Origin of the sequence: Streptomyces sp. TSRI0281, from assembly GCF_001905125.1 — a bacterium.
GTDB lineage: Bacteria > Actinomycetota > Actinomycetes > Streptomycetales > Streptomycetaceae > Streptomyces.
Map to the genome: position 1 here is coordinate 105106 of NZ_LWLE01000009.1, position 22339 is coordinate 127444.

The window sequence follows — 22339 nt, forward strand, 5'->3', positions numbered from 1 at the left end:
AGGAATCTCATGCCCCGGCACGCCTCACTGCGATCCGCCTGCGCCATGGCTCTCCTTGATGGCCTTGGCGATGGCGCGCTGCTTCGCCGCGTTGCGGACGGCGGATTCGTAGGCGCGCAGCTTCGGGATCTCCTCGGCGGTCCTGCCGAAGTGGCTGTAGTAGATCTCGGCGGCCTGGACGGACTCGCCGCCCTGGCGGAGAACCGCCCGGTAGAGGAAGGTCTTGGCGACGTGGGCCTGCCGCTGGACGGGTACGAGGTCCCAGATGACGAGGCCGCTCGGCGAGCGCGTGACGAGGTCCGGTCTGAGGTCGCCCAGCAGACGGACGGCTCCCGATTTCTCCGATCGGAACAGGGACTTCAGGTTGCTCGCGTAGTCGGCCACCTCCGGGGTGTTGGCGACGAAGGTCTCGACGGGCGTGTCGAGGAGGGACGGGGGGAGTTTCGCGAACTCCCGCAGCGGCTGCTCGCTGAAGGCCTCGAAGACGGCGGATGGGAAGTGCTTCTTGACCAGGTCGCTGAGCGCCTTGTGCATGCGCGAGCCCCGCCCCGTCGCGGAGAATTCCGCGCTGCCCGCCATGCCCTCGACCTCGGTGAGGGCCTGGACCACGAGGGGTTCCAGGTTCTGCGGGGTCACCGAGGCGGCATCGGCCGCCGCCGCGGCGCCGGCTTCGGCCGGGTCCGTCGCCGCCTTCTTCTCCGCATCGGTCAACAGCTGGAACAGCTCGTCGAGTTCGGCGCCCGTCAGCGGCGCCTTGTCCGTCCCCAGAGCCTTGACGATCTCGTTCCTGGCCAGCGAGGACGTGCCCTTGACCTTGGGGCTGGAGATCCCGACGTCCTCACCGACCATCATGAGGGTGATCCCGCCCGGGGCGCTGAGGTTGAGCACGTGCTTCTCGGACAGGAGGAACCGCAGGACGTCCATGAAGCTCAGCCCGAATTCCTTCAGGGCGGCCACCCCGATCCGGGCCACGGTGACGCTCAGTTGCGCCACCCGCCGGGCGATCGCGGGCACGGACTTCAGGGCCGTCCACGTCGTCCACACGAAGACCACGATCTGCCCGATGATCCGGCCGAGGTCGAAGAACTCCCGCTGCTCGAACCTCTCCATGGCCGTGGCGACGAGCAGGTTCACCCCCGTCACGCCGGTGACGAGCGGATTCTCGACGAGGAGCACGATGCCCTGCCAGAGCTGGTGCCGCTCCTGCGCGAGCCGCTCCGAGGCGGCGGAGCCCGCGAGGATGCCGATGATCTCGACGATCTGGTAGTAGCTCTCACCGGCGCCCCACACGATCCCGCCGACCAGCGCGGCGACATCGGCGGCGTCCAGCTCGGAGTGCTTCAGCACATACGCCCGCGGCACACCGCGCTCGCTCAGGAAACGGCGGAACTCGTGTGCCCGGGCCCAGGCGAGCACCGTGCCGAGATGGCCGAGCCCGCGCAGCTCCTCCAGGGCGGCCATGAGCCCGTCGTGGTCGAGATCGCGCAGGTACGCCGTGAGGAGCCCCGTCGCGACGCTCGCCGGAGACGTCGGTCCCAGATGCGGGAGCGCCGCCACGATCAGGGCCACCGCCTGCTTGGGGTCCCCGGCCTTCCGCCCGGCGGAGGCGGTGGCGGGCGCGGGGGGAGGTGCCGCGCCGATGTCCGTCGTGTACGCGACGATGCCTGCCCGCACCGGATCGACGTCCCGGGTGAGAACGAGCAGCGCGGTGTCCTGCCGGCCCCCGTCCGCCGCGACCCGCTGAACGGCGTACGCGGCCCCCGGGGCCCCCGCCGCGAGGATGCCGAGCCGGTCGCGGGAGACGGGATGCAGATAGAACGTCCCAGGACCCAGCCGGGCCGACACCGTCGCCGGTCCCGGCGGGGTGCCACCGCCGGTCGTGGGCATCAGATGCGCCGAAGTCTGTCCGAACCAGAGGGTGTTGACCGTGATCCGGCCGAGGGGCGCGGCCCGGAACGCGGGGCCCATCCGGTCCCGTACGGCCGAGAGCGCGGCCATCGGGGCTGCGCTGCCCACGGCCGACGGGTCGGGCCGCAGACGCCCCGCACGCCCGCCCGGGTTCAGCGCCCCGGAGCCGGACCGGCTCCCCGGCCCGAGACCGCCGATCGGCCGCCCGGTCGTCCCTCCGGTTCGCGCCGCCCGCCCGCCCCGCACCGGCAGGACCACCGGCCGGCCCTCGCCGTCGAAGCTGGGTACCCGGTAGCCGTCCGGCACGGCCCGCCCCGGCGCGTACGGCTCGCGCGGCGGCCCACCGGTCCCCCGCGCGTCGCCACCGCTCGGTGTGGCGAGCCGGATCGCCGCCACCACCGCCTCGCGCACCACCTGCTCCAGGCGCCGCGCCGCCTCGGGGGAAAGCCCCTCGGGACAGGGCTGCCGCTCGGGCAGGTGGTAGTGCCGCTCCGGCGTCATTCGGCCCACCTTCCGCCGACCAGCCGGTACACCTTGCTGGTGTCGTCGGCGGTGATCTCGAACACGATGTCCGGATGGAGCCTGCTGAGCGTGCCGATCACCCCTTGCTCCACCCTCCCGGTGAGCCCGGCGGCGCACGACGAGCACACCTCCTGGTCGACCCGGATCCACACCGTGCGCCCGCGGGCCGCCGCCAGCTCGGCGGGGGTGAAGCCCTTGATCCGGTTGCTGAGTTGCTGGCCCACCGCCTGCTCGGCGTGGCCGTGAGCCTTGATGTTCGTGACCTTCGACCCGGGCCGGATCTGGTGCGTCGGCTCGTACTCGCCGAGCGCCAGGAAGGAGCCCCCGTCGAAGCGCTGCTCCGCCAGGGCGGGAATGTCCGACCGGGCGACGGCGATCGTTCCCTGATAACCGGCCGCCGCCTTGGCCGTCGGCGGGACCGGCTCCCCCTCCTCCCCGCCACCCCATGTGCGCTTCTTCTCCCAGCCGCGAGGATCCTTGCGCGGCACTTGCCGTGGATCGTCCGGGGGCAGTTGGGCGCGCCGCGCCTCGACGTCCGCCCGTACCTCGGTCAGGTCCTGCCTGAGCCGGTCCTGCACGGCTGCCGAGGACGGCTTGAGGTCCGGCCCCCAGCGGCGGCCCGGACCGCCGTAGCGTCGGTTCAGCTCCGCCGTGGCCAGCGGATCGCCCGGTTCCAGGGCGCGCAGCTCCGCGTGCGTGGCCGTCCGGTACCAGTGCAGCGCGGCCATGGCCTCCGGGTCGCCGGCCCGGGCGGCCGCTTCCAGTTCCTTGCGCGTCCGCCAGCGCGGCGGCGGCCCTGCGGGCCGAACCGGTCCCGGGGAAGGGGCCTTTGGGGGCAGTACGGGCGGCGGGGTCCCGGGCGGCACCGGGGTCTCGGTGGCGTGCGGATCGGCCTTCGGTACGCCGGCCTTCGGCACGGCGCCGCGCGGCGCCGCCTCCGCCCCGGTTACGGCCTTCGGCGCCGCCGGGCCACTGGTCGTGCGGAGCCGGGCCAGCTCTTCGCCCACCTCGTCCAACCGCTCCCCCACCGCCTTCGCCCAGGTACCGGCCTCTGCCTCCCGCAGCGTTCCGGCGAGCGTCTGCTCCATCCGCTGCTGCCCCACGGCCGAGGCAGCCCCCCACTGTTCGGCCGTCGTCCCCTGCCCGGCGAACAGCTGCGCGATGAATGCCGCCTTCGCCACCGTGGGGCCGAGCCGCTTGGTGACGGCCTCATGGGCACGGCGCAGCACCGGATCCCCGACGAACGAGAAGAACAACCCGATGAGCGCACCCGACCCCATCGCCCCCACATAGGCCCTGATGTCGGAGCCGGTGCCGCCGCGCAGGGTGACGTCGACCAGGTCGTGCGCGAACACGTCGAGCGCAGCCGTCGAGGCGCCCGACACGACGCCCATGGTCAGTTTCCGGGCGACGCCGGTGGCGACCCTGTTCCGCAGCAGCCGCGTGCTGAGGGTGCCCACCGCGTTTCCCGCCCCCGTGCCGAACCGGAAGCCCACCGCCCCCAGGTAGCCCTCCAGGGCCGCCATCGCCACCCCCTCGGGGGTCAGGTGCTCGTCCCCGAAGACGACCTTGAGGACGTACAGGAGCTCCGAGAACGTGATGCTGCCCGCGATGGCGCGCAGCCCGCCGCCCAGTTGGACGGCGAACCGGAGCAGGATGACGACGATCCCCGTCGCCCAGCCCACGACGAGCGCGCCCACGCCCACCACGATCAGGTTCACGACTTCGAGCGCCTCGCCGGACCGCAGCATGCCCCACTGCACGAGCCGCGTCTCGAACTCGCCGAACGGCTCGACCAGCGGTCCCGCGGTGCGGTGCCACTCCTCGCCGCTGCCGACGGTCCGCGAGACGATCTCGAACCGGAGGTCGTACGAGGGAAGGCCGTCCCGCTCTGCCGCGATCACTTCGAGGAGCCGGATCGTGTACTCGACGTCGACCTTCTCGAAGTCGTCCTCCGTGAGCCCAGCGGCCCTCGTCGCGCGGGCGAGCGCCAGCGCGGAGAACTGCTTGGCGTCGTACACCTCGGTGTCCTGCCCGGTGAGGATCTCCTCGACCAGCCGGTGCCGTTCACGGAGCAGGTGCTCGCGCAGCGCCTCCACCTTGCCGTGCTTCGGCCGCAGCCCGGACACCCGCCGGGAGTAGATCTCGTCGCCCTTCATCAGGACCTCGCCGGCCGGCACCCTCCGGGCCTCCTCGTGGTCCAGCAGAATCGCCCCCCGGCCCGTGCCGCCCGGCACGTACGCGTGCAGCGCGGTCGAGGCCCGCTCCGCGGCGAGGGCGGTGCGCAGCCGCTGGACCCGGGCGTGGCGGGCGTACGGGGTGACCGCGCAGTGCTGGAGCAGCCGGGCCCGCAGCGCGAACCGGCCCGTGCCGTCCACCGCGTCGAACACCTCGTCCAGGGCGCCTTCCCGTTCCAGCTCGGCGAGTACGTACGTGAAGAGGCTGCCGAGGCGGCCCCGGACATGCGGCGCACCCACCTCGTCGAGCAGCGCGTCCGTCGCGCGGCCCGCGTCCTCACCGGCCCTGAGCCGGGCGAGGAGCAGCCGGACGAGTTGCCGGGCCACCGGCCGGAAGATCGCGGCGCCGATCCGTTCGGGCGTCAGGTCCAGATGGGCGCGGGCGTACAGCACCCGGGTCCCCGGTTCGTCAGGCCACTCCGCCCGCCGCCGCACCGGCTCGGGCAGCCCCGGGAAGTCCTGCCCCTCCTGCGTGAACAGCCGCGCGGCGGGCTCCCGGTGCGGGGCCGCGCCGCCCGTGTGCCGGTCGAGCAGCAGGAACACGACATCCTCCCGCACCCGGCCGTCGGCGCCGCGCGCCGGACCCGACGAGGGGCGGACCACGGCGGACCGGATCCACACCGTGACCTCCTCGGCGCCGAACTCCTGCGCGTACTGTTCCCAGGGCACGCCCGTCACCTGGGCGAACAGGACCGGGTCGACGCAGAAACCGGCTTCGCGCACCGGCACGGTGAAGCCGAGCCCCGACCCGAGGACGGCGACGTCCGTGATGTCGATCCTCGGCAGCGGCATGACCGCGAACAGGACATGCCCGGACTGCAGAGCCGGGATACGTGCGGCGACCGGGCCGCCCCGGTCGAGCGCGTGGAGCGCGCGCAGGGCGGCGGACGAGGCGGTCAGCACCCACGCCGGCTCGGTGCGCCCCTCCCCCGGCGTCGCCGGCCGTTTCGCCTGCGCCGTCCGGCGGAGCAGCTCCTCGCCCAGCTCCTCCGGCAGGGTGGGGGCGTCGACCCGCACGAGTGAGACCTCCAGCGGGAACTCCACGCCCGTCTGCGCCTCGTACAGCACCGCGAACGGCAGCGGATGGCCGAGGACCTCCGCGACGAAGGCCAGGTAGCGGTCGACCGCCACCCGCGTCCGGACCGTGCGTACCACGGTCCACGGCTTCTCCGGGGCCTTGCCCCGCACCGGGATCCTGGTCGGCCGTCCCTCGCCGTCGTACGACGGCACGGCGTACCCGTCCGCCGCCTCCCGCCCGCCGTCGAACGTCTCCCCACCCCTGCCCGGACCGTGCCCGGACCCGTACCGGGGCAGCATCCGCTCGGCCCGGACGAGCCGCGCGGCGACGGCGCTGGTGAGCCGCTGCCGCAGCGCCTCCAGGGCCTCCGGCCCGGGTTCGCCCACGAGCGAGACCCGGACCGGCACGCGGATGTGGATCTCACCCATGCCTGTCGCCGCTCTCACCTACTCGGTGACCAGGACCATGACGCGCAGGCCTGAGCCGACCAGTTCCTTCTCGTCGTGGAGGGTGATGTCGAAGGTGTGCAGACTCCCGACCGGGGCCTCGGGATCGATCTGGACCTCCAGTTCGCTGGGGATGTCCTGCGGCATCTTCGCGTCCCTCTCGAAGGTCTGGCCGAAACCGGGAATCCCTTCGGCCTTCAGATCGAAGGAGAGCGGGCGCGGGCCCCGTGCGATGCGCTCGGTGCCCCACGAGGTCTTGAGCCGCAGCTCACCGTCTTTGGATTCGGAACCGTTGAACTCGATCTCGCGCTGACGGGAGAGGATGAACAACTCGTCCGCGGTGAAGCCGTCGATGTCCACGAGATCCATCTTGATCTGGTACGCACGCGGGTGCACGGTGGGCGATGAGGGCCGGGTCGTGTACACCACCTTCACCGGCTGCTGGATGGCCTGCTGAGTGGCAGGCAGGAGCTGGATGTTGCGCTGGCACTGGTGCGAATCCCCGTTGGGATTGAAAGGGTTCTCGTCCTGCGAGACGATCTCGTGGCTGCCCGGGTCCGGAGGGAGGGGGAAGGACCCTTCCTCGGTCTGGAAGACGTTGGCGATGAGGCACATGTGCCCGTCACCCTTGAGGTCGCCCGGTACGGGCGTCCACGGGCCGATCTTGACGACATTGCCGTCGTCCGCGGCGTTGGTACCGGAGCCCGACGGGATCCCCAGCTTCGCACCGTTGTTCTTGATGCAGTCGTTGAACGTCACCGGAACGCCCACGGTCGGGGTGAAGATGAACGTCTGGACCTGAACGTTCTTCATCTCCTGCTGGCTCTTGTTGGAGACGCGGACGTGGATGAAGGACGGCTGGCCGACCTTCGCCTTGTCGATGCCCGGTTCGAGCCAGATGCTGGCGTTGGCCCAGAACGGGGGATCCTCCCGGGTCCATGGCCGGGTCCCGTCGTCGACGGCCGGGCCGGTGGCCCTGCCGTAGTCGACGCTGACGTAGAGGTTTCCTTCTCCCATGGGGAGCCTGCTTTCAGTCGAGGATGTACGAGATCTGGAGAGAGGTGATGGTGGCGCTGCCCGCGCCGGCACCGATGAGGGTGGCCCTCACGGCGTAGCGGAACGCGGCCATGTCGACGCGCTCCTTGCCCGGTGCGATGTCCTGGGGGCTGTCGTACGTGCCGGTGCCGTTGACCACGGACAGGATCTCCTGGGCCGGGGCCGGCTGGACGGTCGAGCGGACCAGAGCGATGGTCAGCGAGCCGCCGGTGGTGTTCTTGCCCAGGGCACGGAACTTCAGCAGCTTCGCTCCGTCCGGCGGAGTGACGGCGATGATCCCCCGTGCGGTCTCCGACGAACCCGGACGGCCCGCGACGCCGGTGGTGTCCAGCTCCCAGTTCGTTTCGCCCGCCAATGGCGCGAACACCGGCGCCACCGACAGTTTTCGCTCGACCGCCACGGGCGGCGCCCCGCTGGTCTTGATCGCGGTGTCAATGGTCTTCACCACCCCCGACAGCGTCTCCAGGTCCTTCTGCAGCGTGTCGAAACGGATGTTGAAGCCGTTCGGGCCGCTCGCGGAGACCCGGTCGCGGTTGTCCACCCAGGTGGTGTGCTTGAACGTCGGGGTGAAGACGATGTCGGTCATGGAGACCCTCCGGTCAGCTCTTTGGTGACCACCTCGACGCCCAGCGGGCGCAGTTCGGCGAGGAGGTGTGTGATGAGGTCCCGCTCCGCGGGTGTCAGGACGTGGCCGGCCAGGTCGGGATGCGGCCGGACGGTCATCTGGTACGCGCCCGGGCCGGTGGCCGGGCGGTAGGACGCCTGGACCCACGCGGGGCCCGGGTGGTCGCCCCGTACCGACATCTCGGCGGGGGCGGTGGTCAGAAGGGAGGCGGCGCCGTCGCCGGTGGACCAGACGAGGACGCCCAGCACGCCGACCTGCGACTCGGTGGGCGAGACGGTCAGCTTCGCCACCGCCCCGACCTCCAGGACACCGTCGGTCAGGCCCACCGCGCCCACCTCGACAGGATGGTCGCCGATCGCCTGACGAACAGTCACGACAGCGCCACTCACACTGACATGGGTGAAGCCCGCGCGGTGCGCCCCTACCGCCAACGCGCCGGGCGTGAGACCCGGGTGGGTCAGCCGCAGCTCCTGGCCCGCCCGTGCGAGCGGGGTGCCGGTCGGCTCGAAGGCGGCCTGGACGACGAGCTTGCCCGTCACCCCGCCGTCCCTCAGCAGGCCGACCAGCGCGTCCAGGAGCCGCGCCGCCTCGCGCCGCATCCGGTGATGGTTCGGGTCGGTGCCGTAGTCGACGTGCGCCGGGTCATCGTGACGGGCCAGGAACACCGGGTCGACCGGCACGCCCACGACGGGATCCGCAGGGGCGCGTGTGCCGTCGGCGCCGATGGCCGTGCCGTTGGCGAGCGGCCCCGGAAGGACCGTGATCTCCCGGGACACGGTCAGCGTGTGCGGTCCGTCGCGCAGTTCCGCCGTGACGACGACCCGTCCCGCCGCCTGCCCGGTGAGGGACGCCGTGGGCCCTTCCGCGGGAGCGGTGAATGTGCCCCGGCCGGGGCCGCAGTGGACCGTGCGCCAGCGGACCGTCGCACCGGACGGTGGAGCGGGCGTCACGCCCAGCGTGAGCTGCTGTCCCTCGGTCACCACCCCCGGCCCAGTGTTCATCACGAGCAGCTCGCCCGGCACGCACTCCGCGTACACCTGGCCGTCGGGTCGGTGGGTGACCACGTCGAAGCCGGCGCGGTGGGCGAGCGCGGCGAGCCGGCCCGCGCCGGTGGTGGGATGGGTGAGGAGCACCGCCCGGCCGGTCGCCCGCGCGTCCGCCGCGCCCGGGTCGAAACCGGAGGTCACCCGGACGCGGCCGGTGAGCAGCCCGGCCAGCCGACGGAGGGCCGCCTCCACCGCCGGCTGGACCCGGCCGGGCGCGGGCGGCGGTTGCCCCGGCGGGTACGGTCCCGGCGGCGGTGGCGCGATGTCCACCACGGCCGGGGCGAGGGCCGTCAGGTAGTACGGATCGAAGTACCCCTCCGACAGCGGCACGGCCGGACCGGTGCCGGTCCGCCCCAGTGGGTCGATCCACTGGCCGGGAAGCAGCGTGGCCGGTACCACCCGCAACCGCAGCAGCCCGCGCCGCAGCGGGCCGTTGGCGTCGTCGACGAGGAGAGGTTCGGCCGTGTTGCCGATGGGGCCGACCGCCGCGTTGAGCGCGGCGGCGAATCCGGCCGGTGTCGGCAGCGTCCAGCGGCGGGCGAGTTCCACCCGTCTCCGGTACGCCGTGTCGCTCTCGCCGCTGGACCGGACGACGCCGAGGCCCGCCCCGTGCAGGTCGAGGACACGCCCTCGTACCTCCTCGGCACGGGGCGAGCGGACGGCGACCGTGCGCCCCAACTGGGCGCGCAGATGGTCCCGTTCCCAGCCGACGATCCACAGGAGTTTGCCCATCGTGCCGAGGAGGGCGGTCAGCCGCCAGCGTTCCTCCTCGGGACCCGGGGGCCCCGACGACTTGATGCCGCTGAGCAGGCCGGTGGACCGGGGCAGGGCGGCCGTGGTACCCGCGAGCAGCCCGTCCGGCAGGGTCACCTCGACCGTGCCCCCCGGATTCTCGCGGAGGGTGAAGGTGACGGTCGTGCCGGGAAGCACGTCTTTGCGGGCCTGCAGGACGTAGAGCGGATCGGGAGTGTGTCCGAACACCGCGGAGTGGACCTTGAAATCGTACAGCTCGATGGTCCGGCCCCGCACGACCAGGTCGAGGTGGTCGGCGCCCCGGGCGAACGGGGTGGTGAGCCGCAGCGCCATGTCGGTGGCCGCGAGCGGCGGAGGCGCCGCCCCGGTGGCGATGGCGGGGCTCATCGGGGCACCACCTCGATGCTGCTGAGCGACGAGTCGCGGGTGAACAGCGCCATCTCGGTCGGCCCCATGACCAGACTTTCGCCGACGGGCGCCTCCACCGCGCCCAGTTGGTACGGGACGGTGCCGAAGCCGAACCGGCCGAACGCGGGCGGGCAGCGCCGCAGATGGAGATTGCGTACATCGGTGACGCCCGGCTCGTCCACGAGCGCGCACATCACCCGGGCGTACAGGACGTCGTCGCCGAGCCGCAGCCGGCCGATGTCGTGGGCGAGGCGGGCCAGGATGCCGGTCTCCACGGCGGCCGGATCGAACCGGGGATCGACGACGACCTCTGCCCGCACCGCGACCTCGATGTGGTCGGCTTCCACCACGTTCACGTGCACACCGATGGGGCGGACCCGTTCGACGGCCGCCGCCACCAGGTCATGGACGCCTGTCACCGGCGCCGGGCCGCCGCTCGTCGTCAGCCACGGGCGGGGCCCTCGGTGAGCGACCGCGACCTCGGCGAAGTAGGGTTCGCCGATCCGGCGTTCGGCGCTGAACACGCGCTCTCCGAAGTCGAATCCGTCGAAGAAGACCTGCGACACGTCGAGGCCGCCCAACTCGTCCGTCACGCGCGCGTCCACGACGTCCTCGATGCGGAGCGCCGCCTGTCTGACACTGTCCGTGGTCCACAGTGCGTGCGGCAGGGCGATCAGTCGGTCCCGGTACGAGGCATCGTCCTCGGGTGGCAGCGGGCCGGTGAACGGCGCCGGGTTGGAGAGGACGAGCGTCGCCCCGGCCCAGTCCGCCAGGTACTCCCGCTCGTGCTCGGGATGGACCCGGGTGACCGTCTCGGCCGCCACCGCGTCGTCTCCTGCCTCCAGAGCCCGCACGGTGACCGTCGCCTTCGGGGCGCCGAGGGTGAGGACGACCGGCTGCTCGGTGGCGAACACCCGGGCGGGCGGGAAGCCGGAAGGCGGCGCCGTGGTCAGGAGCAGCGTGCCCTCGGGCACCACGTACGCCCGGTTCGGCGCCGCGTTTCCCAGAGTGAAGGTGATGTCGCCGGTGCGCCGCCCGGCCCGGCGGGGCAGCCCCGCGTCGTCGCCGAGCAGACCGAGCGCGGTGCCCGTCGCGGTGGCCGGGAACTGCGCGTAGAAGAGGGTCTCCATCCGCTTCCACAGCTCGGAGTCCTCGGCCGCGGCCACCTCCAGGATCTTGCCGAGGGGGCTGGCGGCCCGTACGTCGGCATCGTCGCCGAAGGCGATCCTGGCCCGCGCCCGGCTCTCGGCGAGAAGTTGGTCGATTCCCTTGAGGACGAAGCCCTCGTCCGTCACGCCGTACGTCATGACTCACACCTCCAGGTCCGCCGACACGGCGGTGGTCCGGCCGTCGACGGTCTCCACGACGACCTCCACGGTCCATTTGCGGCGGTCGTCCGGGGGGTGGGTGAAGGTCACCGCCGTCACCTCGTTCACCCGTGGATCGGCGGCGAGGGTGCGCACGATCTCCAGTCGCAGCAGCTCCCGCACCGCGGGCAGCCCGCCGGGCGCGCCGAACGCCCCCTCGACGCTGAGCCCGTACCGGCCGTCGAAGCGGTCGGAGCCGTACGGCGTGAGCAGGGACAGCGTCAGCGCCTGGACGAGATTGGCGAGTCCCCGCACCTCCGCCAGGCTTCCGTTCCGTACGACGAGATCGCCGTCGTCCAGGAGCAGGCCGAGCCCCAGAGGGTCGTTCACCGCCGCCGGGGCGGCCGCGCCGGGATACTCCGTCACCGTCGTCACCTCGCCTTCAGGACGCTCTGGCCGGGCGACACGACGCTCCACAGCACGGGCTTGGCAGGGGAAGCGAGGGTGAGGCCGCGGGCCGTGGCCAGGGCGACCGGGGTCCCTCTGACGAGCAGGCAGGTACTGGCCCCGTCCGTGAGGCTCGTGACCTTGCCGCACGGCAGCAGCCCCGGAGTGGCCGCGGTGGGGAGGTTGGTGCAGGCGGGGACCGTCGCGGCGAGCAGGTCGCTCACGAGCAGGACCGGGTTCCCGGCGACGGTCAGGGAGTTCTGGGTAGGCACCACCACGAGCGGGGCTCCATGGTCGCACCGGATGTCGGCGGAGCTGGTGAGGACCTCAGGCATCAGGTCACCTGCACCGCGTTGCCGTCCAGGGACAGACTCACGGTCCCGTTGGTGAACATGATCTTCCTTCCTGAGGTGCTGACGGTGACCGCCCCGGTGGTGTCCACCTTGATCGTGGTGCCGGTGTGGTGCTCGATGGTCACGGTGTCGTCCTTGGGCGGCGTGGGCCGGGTACCGACGGTCGGGAGCTTCCCCGTGCCGACGTGAATGTGCAGACCCCGCGCCTGGATGACCCGGCCGCCGGCCGCGTCGGTCAGGTCATTGACGCCCGGGCCGTCGGGGCTGCCGTCGGGGCCGAGCCGTGTCGGCAGGGAGAGCCAGTAGTCGCCGGGGCGCGGCTCGGGCGCCTTCGCACCCAGCGTGCGCGGCCACAAGTACCCCACCACGGCTGCGTCGTTGACGAGGTCCCGGTTGTGCGCGAGGAGCGCCCGCATCCCGGGGTAGACCGGTGTCATCAGACCGCACGGCCCGAAGGCGAACGGCGACGCGACGGGCTTGTCGAGCAGCTGCGCGTCCCCGATTCCCCCCTGCACGCTGGGCGCGCCCATGGACGGCGGCGGGGACTGCCCGTACTTCAATGACACCTGATGGCCTTTGCCCCGGTACGTGGTGATCTCGCCCACGTCGACCGACGGCCGGGCCTGCCGGTCGCGGTCAGCGCGCGCCTCCATGCGGTCGACCACCCCGCGTACCCCGCCGTCCAGGACCTCGGCGGTCTCACCGGCGGGGACGGCCACGACCTGGACGTCGCACACGTAGCCAGTGCGCCCGCCGAAGCGGTGAAGGACCCGGGTGACGCGCAGTGGGCCGGGCGGCGCGTCGATTCCCTTGACGGTCGCCACCTGGCCGACCCGCAGACCGGGGTGCCCCAGGACGACCAGGTCGAGCGAGGTGCGGGGCGGCGGCCGCTCCTCGTCCGGCGCGATCGCCGCCGTGTCCTCGCCCTGGGAGTCCCCGCACGAGACGAGATTGAGCTCCGGGTCGAACGGTACGGGGGCCAGGTCGTCCTCCGCGCCGACCGCCGGACCGATCCAGATCTCCTTGTCCCGGATGACCACCGGGGCAGGCACGGACGCGGCGAGGTCCCGCAGGACGCCGAGCGCGGACGGGCCACGCACGGTGTGGTCGGTGAGGTCGGCCGGCAGCTTCGAACCGCCGGCGAGCGTGAGCTTGGCGGCTTTCGCGATCCGCTGTGCGAACTCCAGCGCGTCGCAGGAGTTCGCGCGGTGCTCAGCCACCCCCAGCTTGCGCAGTGCGAACCCGGCCGCGTCCTGCCCGGTGAGGCGCACCCGGTTCAGGCCGTCCTCTCCCACCCAGGAGGTGATCCTGAGGATCCGGCCCTGCATCACCGGGGCGTCGACGCTGCCCGGCTCGTCGAAGTAGCCGAGCCGCACGACCGCCTTCAGCGGGATGTCGACGATCTTCGAGCGGAGCATCTCGACGGTATCGCCGGGGACATCGACGAGCAGCACGTCGAACGTGCCCGCCACCGCCCCCTCGTTCATCGTCACGGTGATCTCCGCGTCGAGGACGAGCGAGCCGTCGAAGATGTGGTTGGAGACCTTCAGCGGCAGCCCTGTGAGACCGACCAGGGAGGCGACGGCGCCCGCCACCGCACCGGCGACCGCGCCGAACGGCGAGTCCTCCGGCGGCTCGTCCTCGTCCACCGTCACGCTGTAGCGGATCACCAGGCTCATCCCGACACCTCCACCACGACCCTGGACCCGTGACTCCCCGCGCCGTTCAGATTCCGTACGTGCACCAGCGCCTCCCGGAACACCAGCCGCAACTGCCCTGCCGGGCAGGGCAGCTCACGCACCGCCTTCCGGCGTGCCAGCGGCACGAGCCCGTCCGGGTCCTCGCGGTCCACGACCACCACCAGGAACGGCCCGGTGCCCAGCAGATCGAGCACCCCGCCCTCCGCGACGGTCCGCTCGTCGGCGTTGACGTACAGACCGATCCGGTACACGTGCGTCCCGGAGCGCAGCCGGAAGCTCTGCGGGAAGCCCTCGTCGGCGTCGACGGGCAGCAGTGGCATCGCGCCTCCTACAGGGGTGATCGGGGTACGGGGCCGGGGACGGGCAGACTCGGCACGCCCGCGCTGCCCGCGCTCATCGCGAGGTCCGCGATCTCGCCGAGCAGTGCCGTGAGACTGGAGCGGGGCACGTGCTGGAGGGTCAGGGACAGGTCGAAGGCATCGCGCTTCTGCACGCTCTGCGTGAACCGCAGATCGGTGATCTGCATGTCGAGGCTGAGCGTGAGACCGCACACGACCGGGATCCCGGAGACCGCGAGCGCGGGAGCGGCCGCGGCGAGCAGCGCCCGTGAGGTGAGCGCCATGACCTCCAGGGCCTTCTTGGTGGCGTGCCGCTCCGGGCCGAGGAGGACCGCCTCGATGACGATCGTCTTCGCCGACGGCTGGGTGGCCTGCGAGAAGCGACTGCCCAGGATCCGTTCGACCCGGTACCCCTCGGTCATGGTGATGCTCTGCGCGTACAGCAGGGGGACCGTGCCGACGAGCACCTTCTCCGTCACGGGTCACCCCCGGCTGCCGAGTTCACGGTCGAATTCGGCGAAGACGTGGTCCGCGATCTGCCGGACGTGGTGGTCGCCGAGTTCGCCGACCACCTCGACCTCGACCGGGAAGTGGTAGTGGAGCACGGTGCCGGCGACGCCGTGCCGGGTGACGACCGCCTCGCTTCCCGCGGCGGGCGCAATGTACTCGCCCTCATGGACGAGGGCGAGGCCGGTACGCTCGACCCGGCCGCCGGCGGCGAAGGCGTCGACGCGCGCGAACTCCTCCTCGTCGATGTCCATGTCACTCCTCCACGCCCACGTTGAGCGCCATGCAGGTGAAGTTGGCTTGGGGAACCCCGTCCACGGTGACCGTGCTGGGCTGCACGGCGCTGACTACGCAGCGGCCGAACTTGAGGGCGGAGAAGGCCCAGTCGTTGCCTTGTTTCTCGGCGACCGCGATGGAGAACTCGGCTCCGTTGACGGCGAGTTCGGTCAGGTCGGCCACGGCGGACGCGACCGCGGGCACGGTCATCGTGAACGTGAAGGTGAACGGCTGACGCACGTACCCGACGCCGTCCGCCTCCAGGCTGTGCAGCACCGTGTGGGGAACGTTGAACGACGGGGAGAAGTTGCTGATGGGGGTGACGGTGCGGCCGCCGAGCTTCACTTCGAGGCGGGTGTTCCAGTCGGACATGTGCGCTCTCCCTACTCGAACGTGAGCTTGATGGTGAGCCGGTGAATGGCGCCGGCGTAGGTGATCCGGACCAGGGACTCGGCGAGCCGGGCGTCCCGGGCCGCCTTGATGAGGTCCTTGTCCACTTGCGTCGGTTGCGGTTTGTCGAGCAGGGCGAGGATGGGGACGACGACCTCGTAGTCGTCGATCACCTCGGTGCGACGCAGCGGCTCCAGCACCGCCTCCATCTCGCCGGTGAGCGCCCGCAGTCCGGTCCTGGTCATCCGGAGGTCGCCGATCGTCGCGATGAGCGATGCCTTGAGCCGGTACGTGATGTCGTCAAGGGTGCGGACGATGTCGATGTACTTCTTGTCGGTGAGGCCCGACGCGCCCGTGTACCCCTCGCCGAGGTAGATGCCTTCGCCCGGGATGAGCGCCGGGTTCACCAGCCAGTTGACGTTGTGCCCTGCGGGCCCCGCGTCGTTGTTCTCGCTGCCGTTGAGCTTGACCAGCTCCCCGGCGGTGAAGGGATCGGAGTCCACGCCGTTCACCTTCTTGAGGAGGAGGGAGACATGGGGCTCGTATCCGCCGATGGTGCCCGCCACGGCGGCCGCCACGTCCTCGTCGCTCTTGTGGGCCACATAGACCATGCGGTCGGTGCTGAGCGTGCCGGTGATGACCGCGGGGTCGGTGTCGCCCTTGGCCAGCATGGCCACGCCCATACGCTCCAGACCGTCCGCGAAGGGGCCCTTCACGTGGTCGGCCAGCTTCACGATGGACTCGGCCGGGGTCCCGCTGGACAGGCTGGCACCCGCGATGACCACGAGCTGCACCGGCAGGGTGGCGATGGTGGCCAGCGACTCCGCGTAGTTCGGGGTACTGGCGAGGCGCACCCCGTAGATGGTGCCCGGGCTGGGCTCCTGCCGCAGGGCGAGGGCCACGGCCGTGCCGAGTGCTCCGGGAGCACGGGCGATCGCGTCGTCGGGGTCGACGAACACTGTCGGTTTGTTCGCATCGATGAGGCCGGTGGCTCCGGCCGGAGGGGTGACGGCGCCGATGATCGCGATGTTGCCGGTGGGGCGTGTGGCAGGCGAGAAGAAGTTGGTCTTGGCCTGGACACGGATGTAGCGGACGGGGGTGGTCATGGAGGGTGCTTCCTTCCGGCGTCAGAGGAAGAGCGGGGCGATGCCCGCGCCGGTGAGCAGCGTGGTGATCTCCGGCTTGGAGAGCGCCTGGTTCGCCGGCTGGGGGTGCGGGGTGAAGGCGGTGACCAGGGCGTAGGGCGCGCTGCGTACGCCGAAGGTGCTCGGCGGCAGGGGCCTGTCGCGCGTGGCCGCCGCCACGAGCCGGGCGGCGCGGAAGGCGCCGACCACGTCGGTGGGGTCGGAGACGAGCACGGCGGCGGTGACGGGCACGGTGCGGACGTTGTGCGGGTCGGCCGGGTCGAAGGGAGGCGGGTGGCGCAGTCGTACCTCCGTGCGGAGGTACTCGCCGGCGTCCCGGAGGTCTTCGACGGTGGTCAGCCCGTGACTCGCCATGAAGGCATCCAGGTCAAAGTAGGAGAACTGGGCGCGGAACTCGTCGAGCGTCCGGTACGTGTCCACGGCACGGACGGCCATCGACTCGATACCGCCGGGGTCTGTCTCCGCGACCACGTCGATCTCCAGCTCGGCCGCCACGTCGATCCACACCGGCTCGGAGCCCTCGCCCTCCCAGCAGAACTCGGTCCGGGTGAGCGTGGGCGTTACCTGGTTCCAGGCCCCCTGCCTTCGGCGGGGGGCGAAGAGCGGCTCCCCGAGCGTGGTCCGTACGACACGCAGATCCTTGACGGACGCGACGCGCTCGAATTCCAGCTCGTACGTGCGCTCGATGAGAAGGAGCGCGTGCGGGACGAGCGCCTGGGCGAGAGCGGCGTTGTCGGCGATCTGCTTCAGCGCCTTGTCCTGAATCACGCCCATGGCCGTCTCCTCCGGTGACGCTCTTTGACTCGTGTCACCAGCAACGCATGAGTGCACTGGAGACTGCAAGGACCACTGGTCCGAACAGCCTGCACTTGTCTACCCATCGCGGGAATGCGACCGGAGCGGGTTTCGATACTCGACGGCCCGTTCCGTCGGCTCCTCCAGGATGCGGAGACATGACAGGGCACCAGACGCATATGTGGCGCACTGGGGAAGCGCGCAGGGAGCGCGCTTCCTGCGGGTGGCCGCTCGGCCGGAGTTGGGTTTCGGCTCGGGGCAGACCTGCCGGCGGTGACTGGGCCGGTGCGCAGAAAACCGGTCCGATGACCGGGAGCAGCCCGCGAAGAGTGTCCAAGGTCGTGGGGCGGCAGGTCGTCCAGGAGAACGCCGACGTTTGCCGTCGCGTGGGGGGAGGAATTGGTCCGCGGCTGCGGCCGGCCTGTCGCCGGGTTTATCCGGTCGACGCGGACGGCCACGGCATGCGCGAGTGCCGCTACCGAAGCCAGAACAAGGCACACGCCCGGCATGTCCTGACCGCGATCGCGGTCAACCTCGAACGCATCGACGTCCATCTCCCGCCGGCGCCGGCTCGCCGGCCCCGGACTCCGACGGCTCTTCAGGACTTCCTCGACCGGCAGCGCATCCCCCGGCCCCGGTCTGGCGCGTCGCCACCCACCCCGCAGGCTGAGCTGACCGTTCTGAAGGTGGCGGTCACCACCTTCACCCGGACTTCTACGGGGTCTGACCGCACGAACAAATCAACTCCCCCATGGCCGCCTCGGGAGAATCGCGGTTCTGGGCTCACCGATTCCCCGTCAGACCAGGGCCATTTCAAGATCCCCGACTGTGACGGCGCTCAGCCTCCTTCGAGTTCCCGGCGCACGGTAGCGGCAATGCGGGTGAGTGCCGCCTCGATGTGGCGGCGCTGAACGGCGCTGAGGGGATCGAACACGAGTCGCTTCACCTGCGCGACGTGTTCCGGTGCGCTCTCGACGAGCTTCTGCCGGCCGGCATCGGTCAGGGCGGCGAGGGTGTACCGACCGTCGCTGGGGTCGGGTCGGCGGGCGACCCAGTCGCGGGCTTCGAAGCGATCCATCACCTTCGACAGGCGGGGCTGGGTGCTGTCGCAGACCCGGGCCAGGTCGCTGAGCCGCATCGTGGCCTCGTCGGCCATGGACAGCTGGGCCAGGACCCCGTACTCGAAGTTGGAGATGCCTGCGTCTCGCTGCAGCTGGCGGTCGAGGGCCGCAGGGAGGGCGATGACGACCGTGAGGAGCGCCTGCCACAGGTCCTGCTGGTCGTCGTCGAGCCAGGGCGACTGAGTATCCATGAGCCCCATCATACTTGCCCGGGCAACTCACATCACTTGCCTAGGCAACTCTCGTTAGGCTACTTTGTGACTTGCCTCGGCAAGTGAAAACACTTTCCTTGGCAAGTGAAGGAGTTAATTTCGATGACCTCCACGAGCAGCCTGACTGCCCCCTTCCCGTCGCGCACACCAGCCGCGGCATACGACGACTTCCTTGCCCGGGTCCTGCCGCAGGCGCGCGAGCAGCGGGTGTGGAACCCCTCCGACGGGCCCCTGCCCAGCCTCTTCGTCAGCCATGGAGCCCCGTTCACCCTCGACGATTCTCAGTGGCTCAGCGATCTCTTCGACTGGGCCCGGTCGATTCCCAAACCCCGGGCCATCGTCGTCATCTCGGCCCACTGGGAACGGGCGCCGGCCGCGATATCCCGAGCTGCGGCCGGTACCCCGCTCTCCTACGATTTCAGCGGCTTCCACCCCCGCTACAAGGCCCTTCCCTACGCGACCCCGAACGCCACCGACCTGGCTCGGCGACTCACGGGCCTGCTGGGCCTGACGCCGGTACACGAGTTCGCCGACCGCGGCCTCGACCACGGCGCCTTTATCCCGCTCATGGCCATGTATCCCGCGGCCGACGTCCCGGTCGTGCAGCTGTCGATGCCCAGCCTCGACCCCAGCGCTCTGTTCGAGCTCGGGACACGCCTGCGGCCGCTGCGCGAGGAAGGCATCCTCGTTCTCGGCTCGGGCTTCATGACGCACAGCTTCGCTGTCTTCCGCCGGCCGGAGCTCGCCGCCGACACCATGGCCTTCGACGAATGGGCCGTTGACGCCCTCGCCCGGGGCGACACAGACGCCCTCACCGACTACCGCAACAAGGCACCCGGCGCCGCGGTCGCCCATCCGACAGCTGACCACTTCGTCCCGCTGCTGCTCACCGTCGGCGCCGCCGATGACCCCGGCAGCGCCGTGAGCGCCATCGACCGCATGGTGATGGGCAACTCCACCCGGTCGGTACAGCTGACCTGAGTGTCTCGACGTGCTTCACCTTCCCGCCTGAGCGCCTCATCCGTTGGCGACGACATCGATACACCCTGGAGGAAAGTGCCATGAAGGCAATGCGTTTCCACGAGTTCGGTAGCAGCAAGGTCCTGCGCTACGACGACGTCGACCGTCCGGTCCCCGGCACCGGCCAGGTGCTGGTGCGGGTGGCGGCCACGTCGTTCAACCCGGTCGACGACCACATCCGCTCCGGTGTCCTGGCCGAGATGATCCCGATAACTCTCCCGTACGTGCCGGGTATCGACCTGGCGGGCACCGTCGCTGAACTCGGCGCGGACGTGACTGGCCTGGAGGTCGGCGACCGGGTCGTGGCGATGCTGCCCCTCGACTCCGCCGGCGGTGCCGCCGAATACGTGCTCGCCCCGGCGGACTCCCTGGCCCCGGCGCCCCGGACGACCGAGCTGGTCGACGCCGCCGCGCTGCCGCTGACCGGCCTGGCGGCCTGGCAGACGGCTTTCGAGCTCGCCGAGCTGAAGCCCGGTCAGACCGTCCTGATCAACGGGGCGGGGGGCGCGGTGGGCAGCCTCGTGGTGCAGCTCGCCGTCGACGCGGGGGCGCACGTGACCGCGGTGGACGCGCCGCAGCACGCCGACCGCCTTCGGGGCTACGGCGCTGACCGGGTTGTCGGCCCCCTCGCCCTCGCCGCGGGCCCTGCCGCTGTGGGCGGTCCGTTCCAGGTCGTGGTGAACCATGTGCGCGTCTCCCCGGAGGAGCTCGCGCAGCTGACGAACTACGTCGCCGACGGCGGGGTCGCTGCCAGCACAGCCGGCCCGATTCCCGAAGACCCCGCTCGGGGGGTGCGCAGCGCGAGCCTGTGGGTCCGCAGCGACGGAGCCCAGCTGGCCGAGCTGGTCGCCAAGGTGGATGCCGGCAAGGTCCGGGTGCACGTCGCCGCCCACCGCCCGGTGGCCGAGCTGGCTGCCGTGCATGAGGACGCCGGCGCCGGGCGGCTGCCCGGCAAGACGGTCCTGCTCGCTCCCTGACCGCACCCGACCGGGCCGCCCGCTGTTCGCTCTCCCACCGGTGGGCGGCCCGGAAGTTCGAATGCGGGCCGCACCCGCGACCTGTCAGCACCGACGAGGCCATGCGGCAGGCCCTGCACTTGAGGCCCGGCGCTGCCGCTCACCCATGGTGCCCGGGACACCGAAGCGTCCCGGGCAACATCGTCTTCACTCGGGCTCCGGCCAGACCCGGAGCCCGGTGTCACGCCGGGGCTGCGGCTGTCTCTTCCTGCGGGGTGCGCGGGCCGGGCTCCGTCGCCCGGATGGACAGGTCCAGATCGAGACGGCTGTTCATGTCCAGCTCGAACCGACGCCTGGCGGACCGCCTGCTGCAGGGCGGGGAGCTCGGCGGCATGGGGATCCAGGAGAAAGGTGCCGTCCCGGGTTGTGTCGCGGGTGGTGAGGACGCTGAGTGCGGCGTGGACGTCGGCCGGGACGTCCTGGCCCTTCGTTTGTGGTTTGGCCGTGTGGGCGCGGATGCAGGCGGCGAGGACGTCGGCGATGGTGGGCTGGTCGCGGCGGGAGTCCTGCATGATTCCCTGCCGGGCGTAGATGCCGCCCAGCCGTACGTCAGGCTTGTCCTCACCGAGGTTGCCCACCGCCGCCGTGTACCGGTCGGTGATCTGCCTTCCTTGTCCAGCGCCCGGTCCAGAGCCCCCTGACGTTCCGCAGGAGCAGGAGGAGCCTCCGCAGGCCGGGCGGAAGCCGCTCCCAGACCGACGGAGGTCCGGGCAGCGAGAAGGGTGGTACGGCGTAGCCGCGGGTGGCTGTGTAGGTCACCGAGAAGAACGGCTGTCGATGCGTTCTGAGAACGATGGCGGGTCAGGCACCTTGGGAATGTTCGTGAGAAGCAGGAACGCTCGGGTGATTCGTGTGGAATGTTCTGACTAAGACAGCCCGACCGGGGCGGCCCTCAGCGGGTGACCGTTCAGTTCGAAGCAATCCTCTTCGTCCCACCACATCCCGCCTTGCGTGGTGAGGTAGGGATGCAGTCCGCGGATGCCTCCGCCTTCGTGCAGTGCTTGCGCGACCGCGTGGAGAAGGCTCGCCAGATCGGGCCAGGAATCGGTGAAGTCGCCGCCGCCGCTGTGGCCTGCCCAGCCGAGACGCCGGGCCTCTGGGCCAGGACGCAGGTCGATCACCTGCGTCGCGCCATCGGCGCTCTCGGCCCAGGGAACCCAGAGTGGGTGCCACCAAGGCTCGTCGTCCCAGGGGCGAGCGGTCAGGCCGTCGTTCTCCGCCGCGACGGTCATGCAGGTCTGCCATTGTTCCACGATGCCGCTCACTGCAAGCGGGGACTGCTCCGGCAGGATGGATGTCCAGGTGCTCACACCGTTGTGGCATTGCAGAGACTCAGCGAGATCACCGGGCAGTCGGGCGCCGATGATCCGCTCCGCGTGTCGGATCTCGTCCGATGTCGCTGGTGGATTGAGGAGCGTGAGATCGGCGGCCACGTGCGTCGCCAGCCAGGCGTCGATCAGGTGCCAGGACTCCGACGGGGGCAAGATCGTCTGTGCCATGGCGCCATCCTGCCCCACACGTCTGACAAGTCGGGTCGAGGCCCCTGCCGGCCGATGAAGCGAGGTCAGCCAGCGACCTGCCGTTCGGCGCGGGCGCGGGTGGTGGCAAGGCGGTGGGAGTCGGTGCCGGTCTCGATGATGTTGCCCCGATCGAAGAGAACGTGCCAGGGTTGGGCGGCGGGGTCGGTTTGCCT

The 22339-nt window shown here is 71.2% G+C and carries 19 protein-coding genes; 2 read left to right on the forward strand and 17 right to left on the reverse strand.

The genetic code is table 11. The features are described from left to right. Positions 1–24: 24 nt before the first annotated feature. From A6A29_RS16120 to A6A29_RS16195, 16 genes are all read right to left on the reverse strand, one after another. On the reverse strand, positions 25–2409 hold the full coding sequence (locus A6A29_RS16120) for a hypothetical protein (RefSeq protein WP_073720770.1): 2385 nt from the start codon (positions 2407–2409) through the stop codon (positions 25–27). Next, positions 2406–6113, reverse strand: a complete 3708-nt coding sequence (locus A6A29_RS16125; protein ID WP_073720771.1) for a hypothetical protein — start codon at positions 6111–6113, stop codon at positions 2406–2408. The genes A6A29_RS16120 and A6A29_RS16125 overlap by 4 nt, the downstream gene beginning before the upstream one ends. An 18-nt stretch (positions 6114–6131) precedes the next feature. Further along, positions 6132–7148 carry a hypothetical protein gene (locus A6A29_RS16130; protein WP_073720772.1) on the reverse strand — a complete coding sequence of 339 codons (1017 nt, stop codon included), beginning with the start codon at positions 7146–7148 and terminating at the stop codon, positions 6132–6134. A 13-nt stretch (positions 7149–7161) separates the two neighbouring features. Next, positions 7162–7773, reverse strand: a complete 612-nt coding sequence (locus A6A29_RS16135; protein WP_073720773.1) for a hypothetical protein — start codon at positions 7771–7773, stop codon at positions 7162–7164. Further along, the gene (locus A6A29_RS16140) at positions 7770–9998 is read right to left on the reverse strand and encodes a hypothetical protein (RefSeq protein WP_073720774.1); all 2229 of its coding nucleotides are present in this window, start codon (positions 9996–9998) and stop codon (positions 7770–7772) included. Before A6A29_RS16140 ends, A6A29_RS16135 begins: the two co-directional genes overlap by 4 nt. Continuing rightward, positions 9995–11326 carry a baseplate J/gp47 family protein gene (locus tag A6A29_RS16145; protein ID WP_073720775.1) on the reverse strand — a complete coding sequence of 444 codons (1332 nt, stop codon included), beginning with the start codon at positions 11324–11326 and terminating at the stop codon, positions 9995–9997. Before A6A29_RS16145 ends, A6A29_RS16140 begins: the two co-directional genes overlap by 4 nt. A gap of 3 nt (positions 11327–11329) precedes the next feature. Next, positions 11330–11752: a hypothetical protein gene (locus A6A29_RS16150; RefSeq protein ID WP_143196991.1), complete on the reverse strand. Its 423-nt coding sequence runs from the start codon at positions 11750–11752 to the stop codon at positions 11330–11332. A 5-nt stretch (positions 11753–11757) separates the two neighbouring features. After that, positions 11758–12108, reverse strand: a complete 351-nt coding sequence (locus A6A29_RS16155) for a hypothetical protein (protein ID WP_073720777.1) — start codon at positions 12106–12108, stop codon at positions 11758–11760. Beyond that, positions 12108–13805, reverse strand: a complete 1698-nt coding sequence (locus tag A6A29_RS16160) for a hypothetical protein (protein WP_073720778.1) — start codon at positions 13803–13805, stop codon at positions 12108–12110. Before A6A29_RS16160 ends, A6A29_RS16155 begins: the two co-directional genes overlap by 1 nt. Beyond that, the gene (locus A6A29_RS16165; RefSeq protein ID WP_073720779.1) at positions 13802–14146 is read right to left on the reverse strand and encodes a hypothetical protein; all 345 of its coding nucleotides are present in this window, start codon (positions 14144–14146) and stop codon (positions 13802–13804) included. Before A6A29_RS16165 ends, A6A29_RS16160 begins: the two co-directional genes overlap by 4 nt. A gap of 8 nt (positions 14147–14154) precedes the next feature. Further along, entirely contained in the window at positions 14155–14643 is a 489-nt protein-coding gene (locus tag A6A29_RS16170; RefSeq protein ID WP_073720780.1) for a hypothetical protein, read from the reverse strand. Between the two features lie 3 nt (positions 14644–14646). Then, positions 14647–14925: a hypothetical protein gene (locus A6A29_RS16175; RefSeq protein WP_073720781.1), complete on the reverse strand. Its 279-nt coding sequence runs from the start codon at positions 14923–14925 to the stop codon at positions 14647–14649. A gap of 1 nt (position 14926) precedes the next feature. After that, positions 14927–15319: a hypothetical protein gene (locus A6A29_RS16180; protein ID WP_073720782.1), complete on the reverse strand. Its 393-nt coding sequence runs from the start codon at positions 15317–15319 to the stop codon at positions 14927–14929. Positions 15320–15330: 11 nt separating this feature from the next. Further along, positions 15331–16443 (reverse strand): hypothetical protein, encoded by a 1113-nt coding sequence (locus A6A29_RS16185; protein WP_198953091.1) that lies wholly within the window; start codon positions 16441–16443, stop codon positions 15331–15333. Positions 16444–16464: 21 nt separating this feature from the next. Then, the gene (locus tag A6A29_RS16190; protein WP_073720783.1) at positions 16465–17256 is read right to left on the reverse strand and encodes a hypothetical protein; all 792 of its coding nucleotides are present in this window, start codon (positions 17254–17256) and stop codon (positions 16465–16467) included. 859 nt (positions 17257–18115) lie between these two features. Then, complete coding sequence (locus tag A6A29_RS16195; protein ID WP_073720817.1) at positions 18116–18589, reverse strand: MarR family winged helix-turn-helix transcriptional regulator; 474 nt, start codon at positions 18587–18589, stop codon at positions 18116–18118. Between the two features lie 123 nt (positions 18590–18712). On the opposite strand from A6A29_RS16195, the gene A6A29_RS16200 reads away from it, so the two are divergent. Beyond that, entirely contained in the window at positions 18713–19591 is an 879-nt protein-coding gene (locus tag A6A29_RS16200) for a DODA-type extradiol aromatic ring-opening family dioxygenase (RefSeq protein ID WP_073720784.1), read from the forward strand. 80 nt (positions 19592–19671) lie between these two features. Next, on the forward strand, positions 19672–20607 hold the full coding sequence (locus A6A29_RS16205) for an NADP-dependent oxidoreductase (protein WP_073720785.1): 936 nt from the start codon (positions 19672–19674) through the stop codon (positions 20605–20607). Between the two features lie 905 nt (positions 20608–21512). Here A6A29_RS16205 and A6A29_RS16215 read toward each other — a convergent pair. Continuing rightward, positions 21513–22145 (reverse strand): SMI1/KNR4 family protein, encoded by a 633-nt coding sequence (locus A6A29_RS16215; protein WP_073720787.1) that lies wholly within the window; start codon positions 22143–22145, stop codon positions 21513–21515. Between the last annotated feature and the right edge of the window lie 194 nt (positions 22146–22339).

Excerpts from the sequence above, each read along its gene's own strand:
- A6A29_RS16120 (WP_073720770.1), bottom strand. The coding sequence starts at position 2,409 with ATGACGCCGGAGCGGCACTACCACCTGCCCGAGCGGCAGCCCTGTCCC.
- A6A29_RS16125 (WP_073720771.1), bottom strand. The coding sequence starts at position 6,113 with ATGGGTGAGATCCACATCCGCGTGCCGGTCCGGGTCTCGCTCGTGGGC.
- A6A29_RS16130 (WP_073720772.1), bottom strand. The coding sequence starts at position 7,148 with ATGGGAGAAGGAAACCTCTACGTCAGCGTCGACTACGGCAGGGCCACC.
- A6A29_RS16135 (WP_073720773.1), bottom strand. The coding sequence starts at position 7,773 with ATGACCGACATCGTCTTCACCCCGACGTTCAAGCACACCACCTGGGTG.
- A6A29_RS16140 (WP_073720774.1), bottom strand. The coding sequence starts at position 9,998 with ATGAGCCCCGCCATCGCCACCGGGGCGGCGCCTCCGCCGCTCGCGGCC.
- A6A29_RS16145 (WP_073720775.1), bottom strand. The coding sequence starts at position 11,326 with ATGACGTACGGCGTGACGGACGAGGGCTTCGTCCTCAAGGGAATCGAC.
- A6A29_RS16155 (WP_073720777.1), bottom strand. The coding sequence starts at position 12,108 with ATGCCTGAGGTCCTCACCAGCTCCGCCGACATCCGGTGCGACCATGGA.
- A6A29_RS16160 (WP_073720778.1), bottom strand. The coding sequence starts at position 13,805 with ATGAGCCTGGTGATCCGCTACAGCGTGACGGTGGACGAGGACGAGCCG.
- A6A29_RS16165 (WP_073720779.1), bottom strand. The coding sequence starts at position 14,146 with ATGCCACTGCTGCCCGTCGACGCCGACGAGGGCTTCCCGCAGAGCTTC.
- A6A29_RS16175 (WP_073720781.1), bottom strand. The coding sequence starts at position 14,925 with ATGGACATCGACGAGGAGGAGTTCGCGCGCGTCGACGCCTTCGCCGCC.
- A6A29_RS16180 (WP_073720782.1), bottom strand. The coding sequence starts at position 15,319 with ATGTCCGACTGGAACACCCGCCTCGAAGTGAAGCTCGGCGGCCGCACC.
- A6A29_RS16185 (WP_198953091.1), bottom strand. The coding sequence starts at position 16,443 with ATGACCACCCCCGTCCGCTACATCCGTGTCCAGGCCAAGACCAACTTC.
- A6A29_RS16190 (WP_073720783.1), bottom strand. The coding sequence starts at position 17,256 with ATGGGCGTGATTCAGGACAAGGCGCTGAAGCAGATCGCCGACAACGCC.
- A6A29_RS16195 (WP_073720817.1), bottom strand. The coding sequence starts at position 18,589 with ATGGATACTCAGTCGCCCTGGCTCGACGACGACCAGCAGGACCTGTGG.
- A6A29_RS16200 (WP_073720784.1), top strand. The coding sequence starts at position 18,713 with ATGACCTCCACGAGCAGCCTGACTGCCCCCTTCCCGTCGCGCACACCA.
- A6A29_RS16205 (WP_073720785.1), top strand. The coding sequence starts at position 19,672 with ATGAAGGCAATGCGTTTCCACGAGTTCGGTAGCAGCAAGGTCCTGCGC.
- A6A29_RS16215 (WP_073720787.1), bottom strand. The coding sequence starts at position 22,145 with ATGGCACAGACGATCTTGCCCCCGTCGGAGTCCTGGCACCTGATCGAC.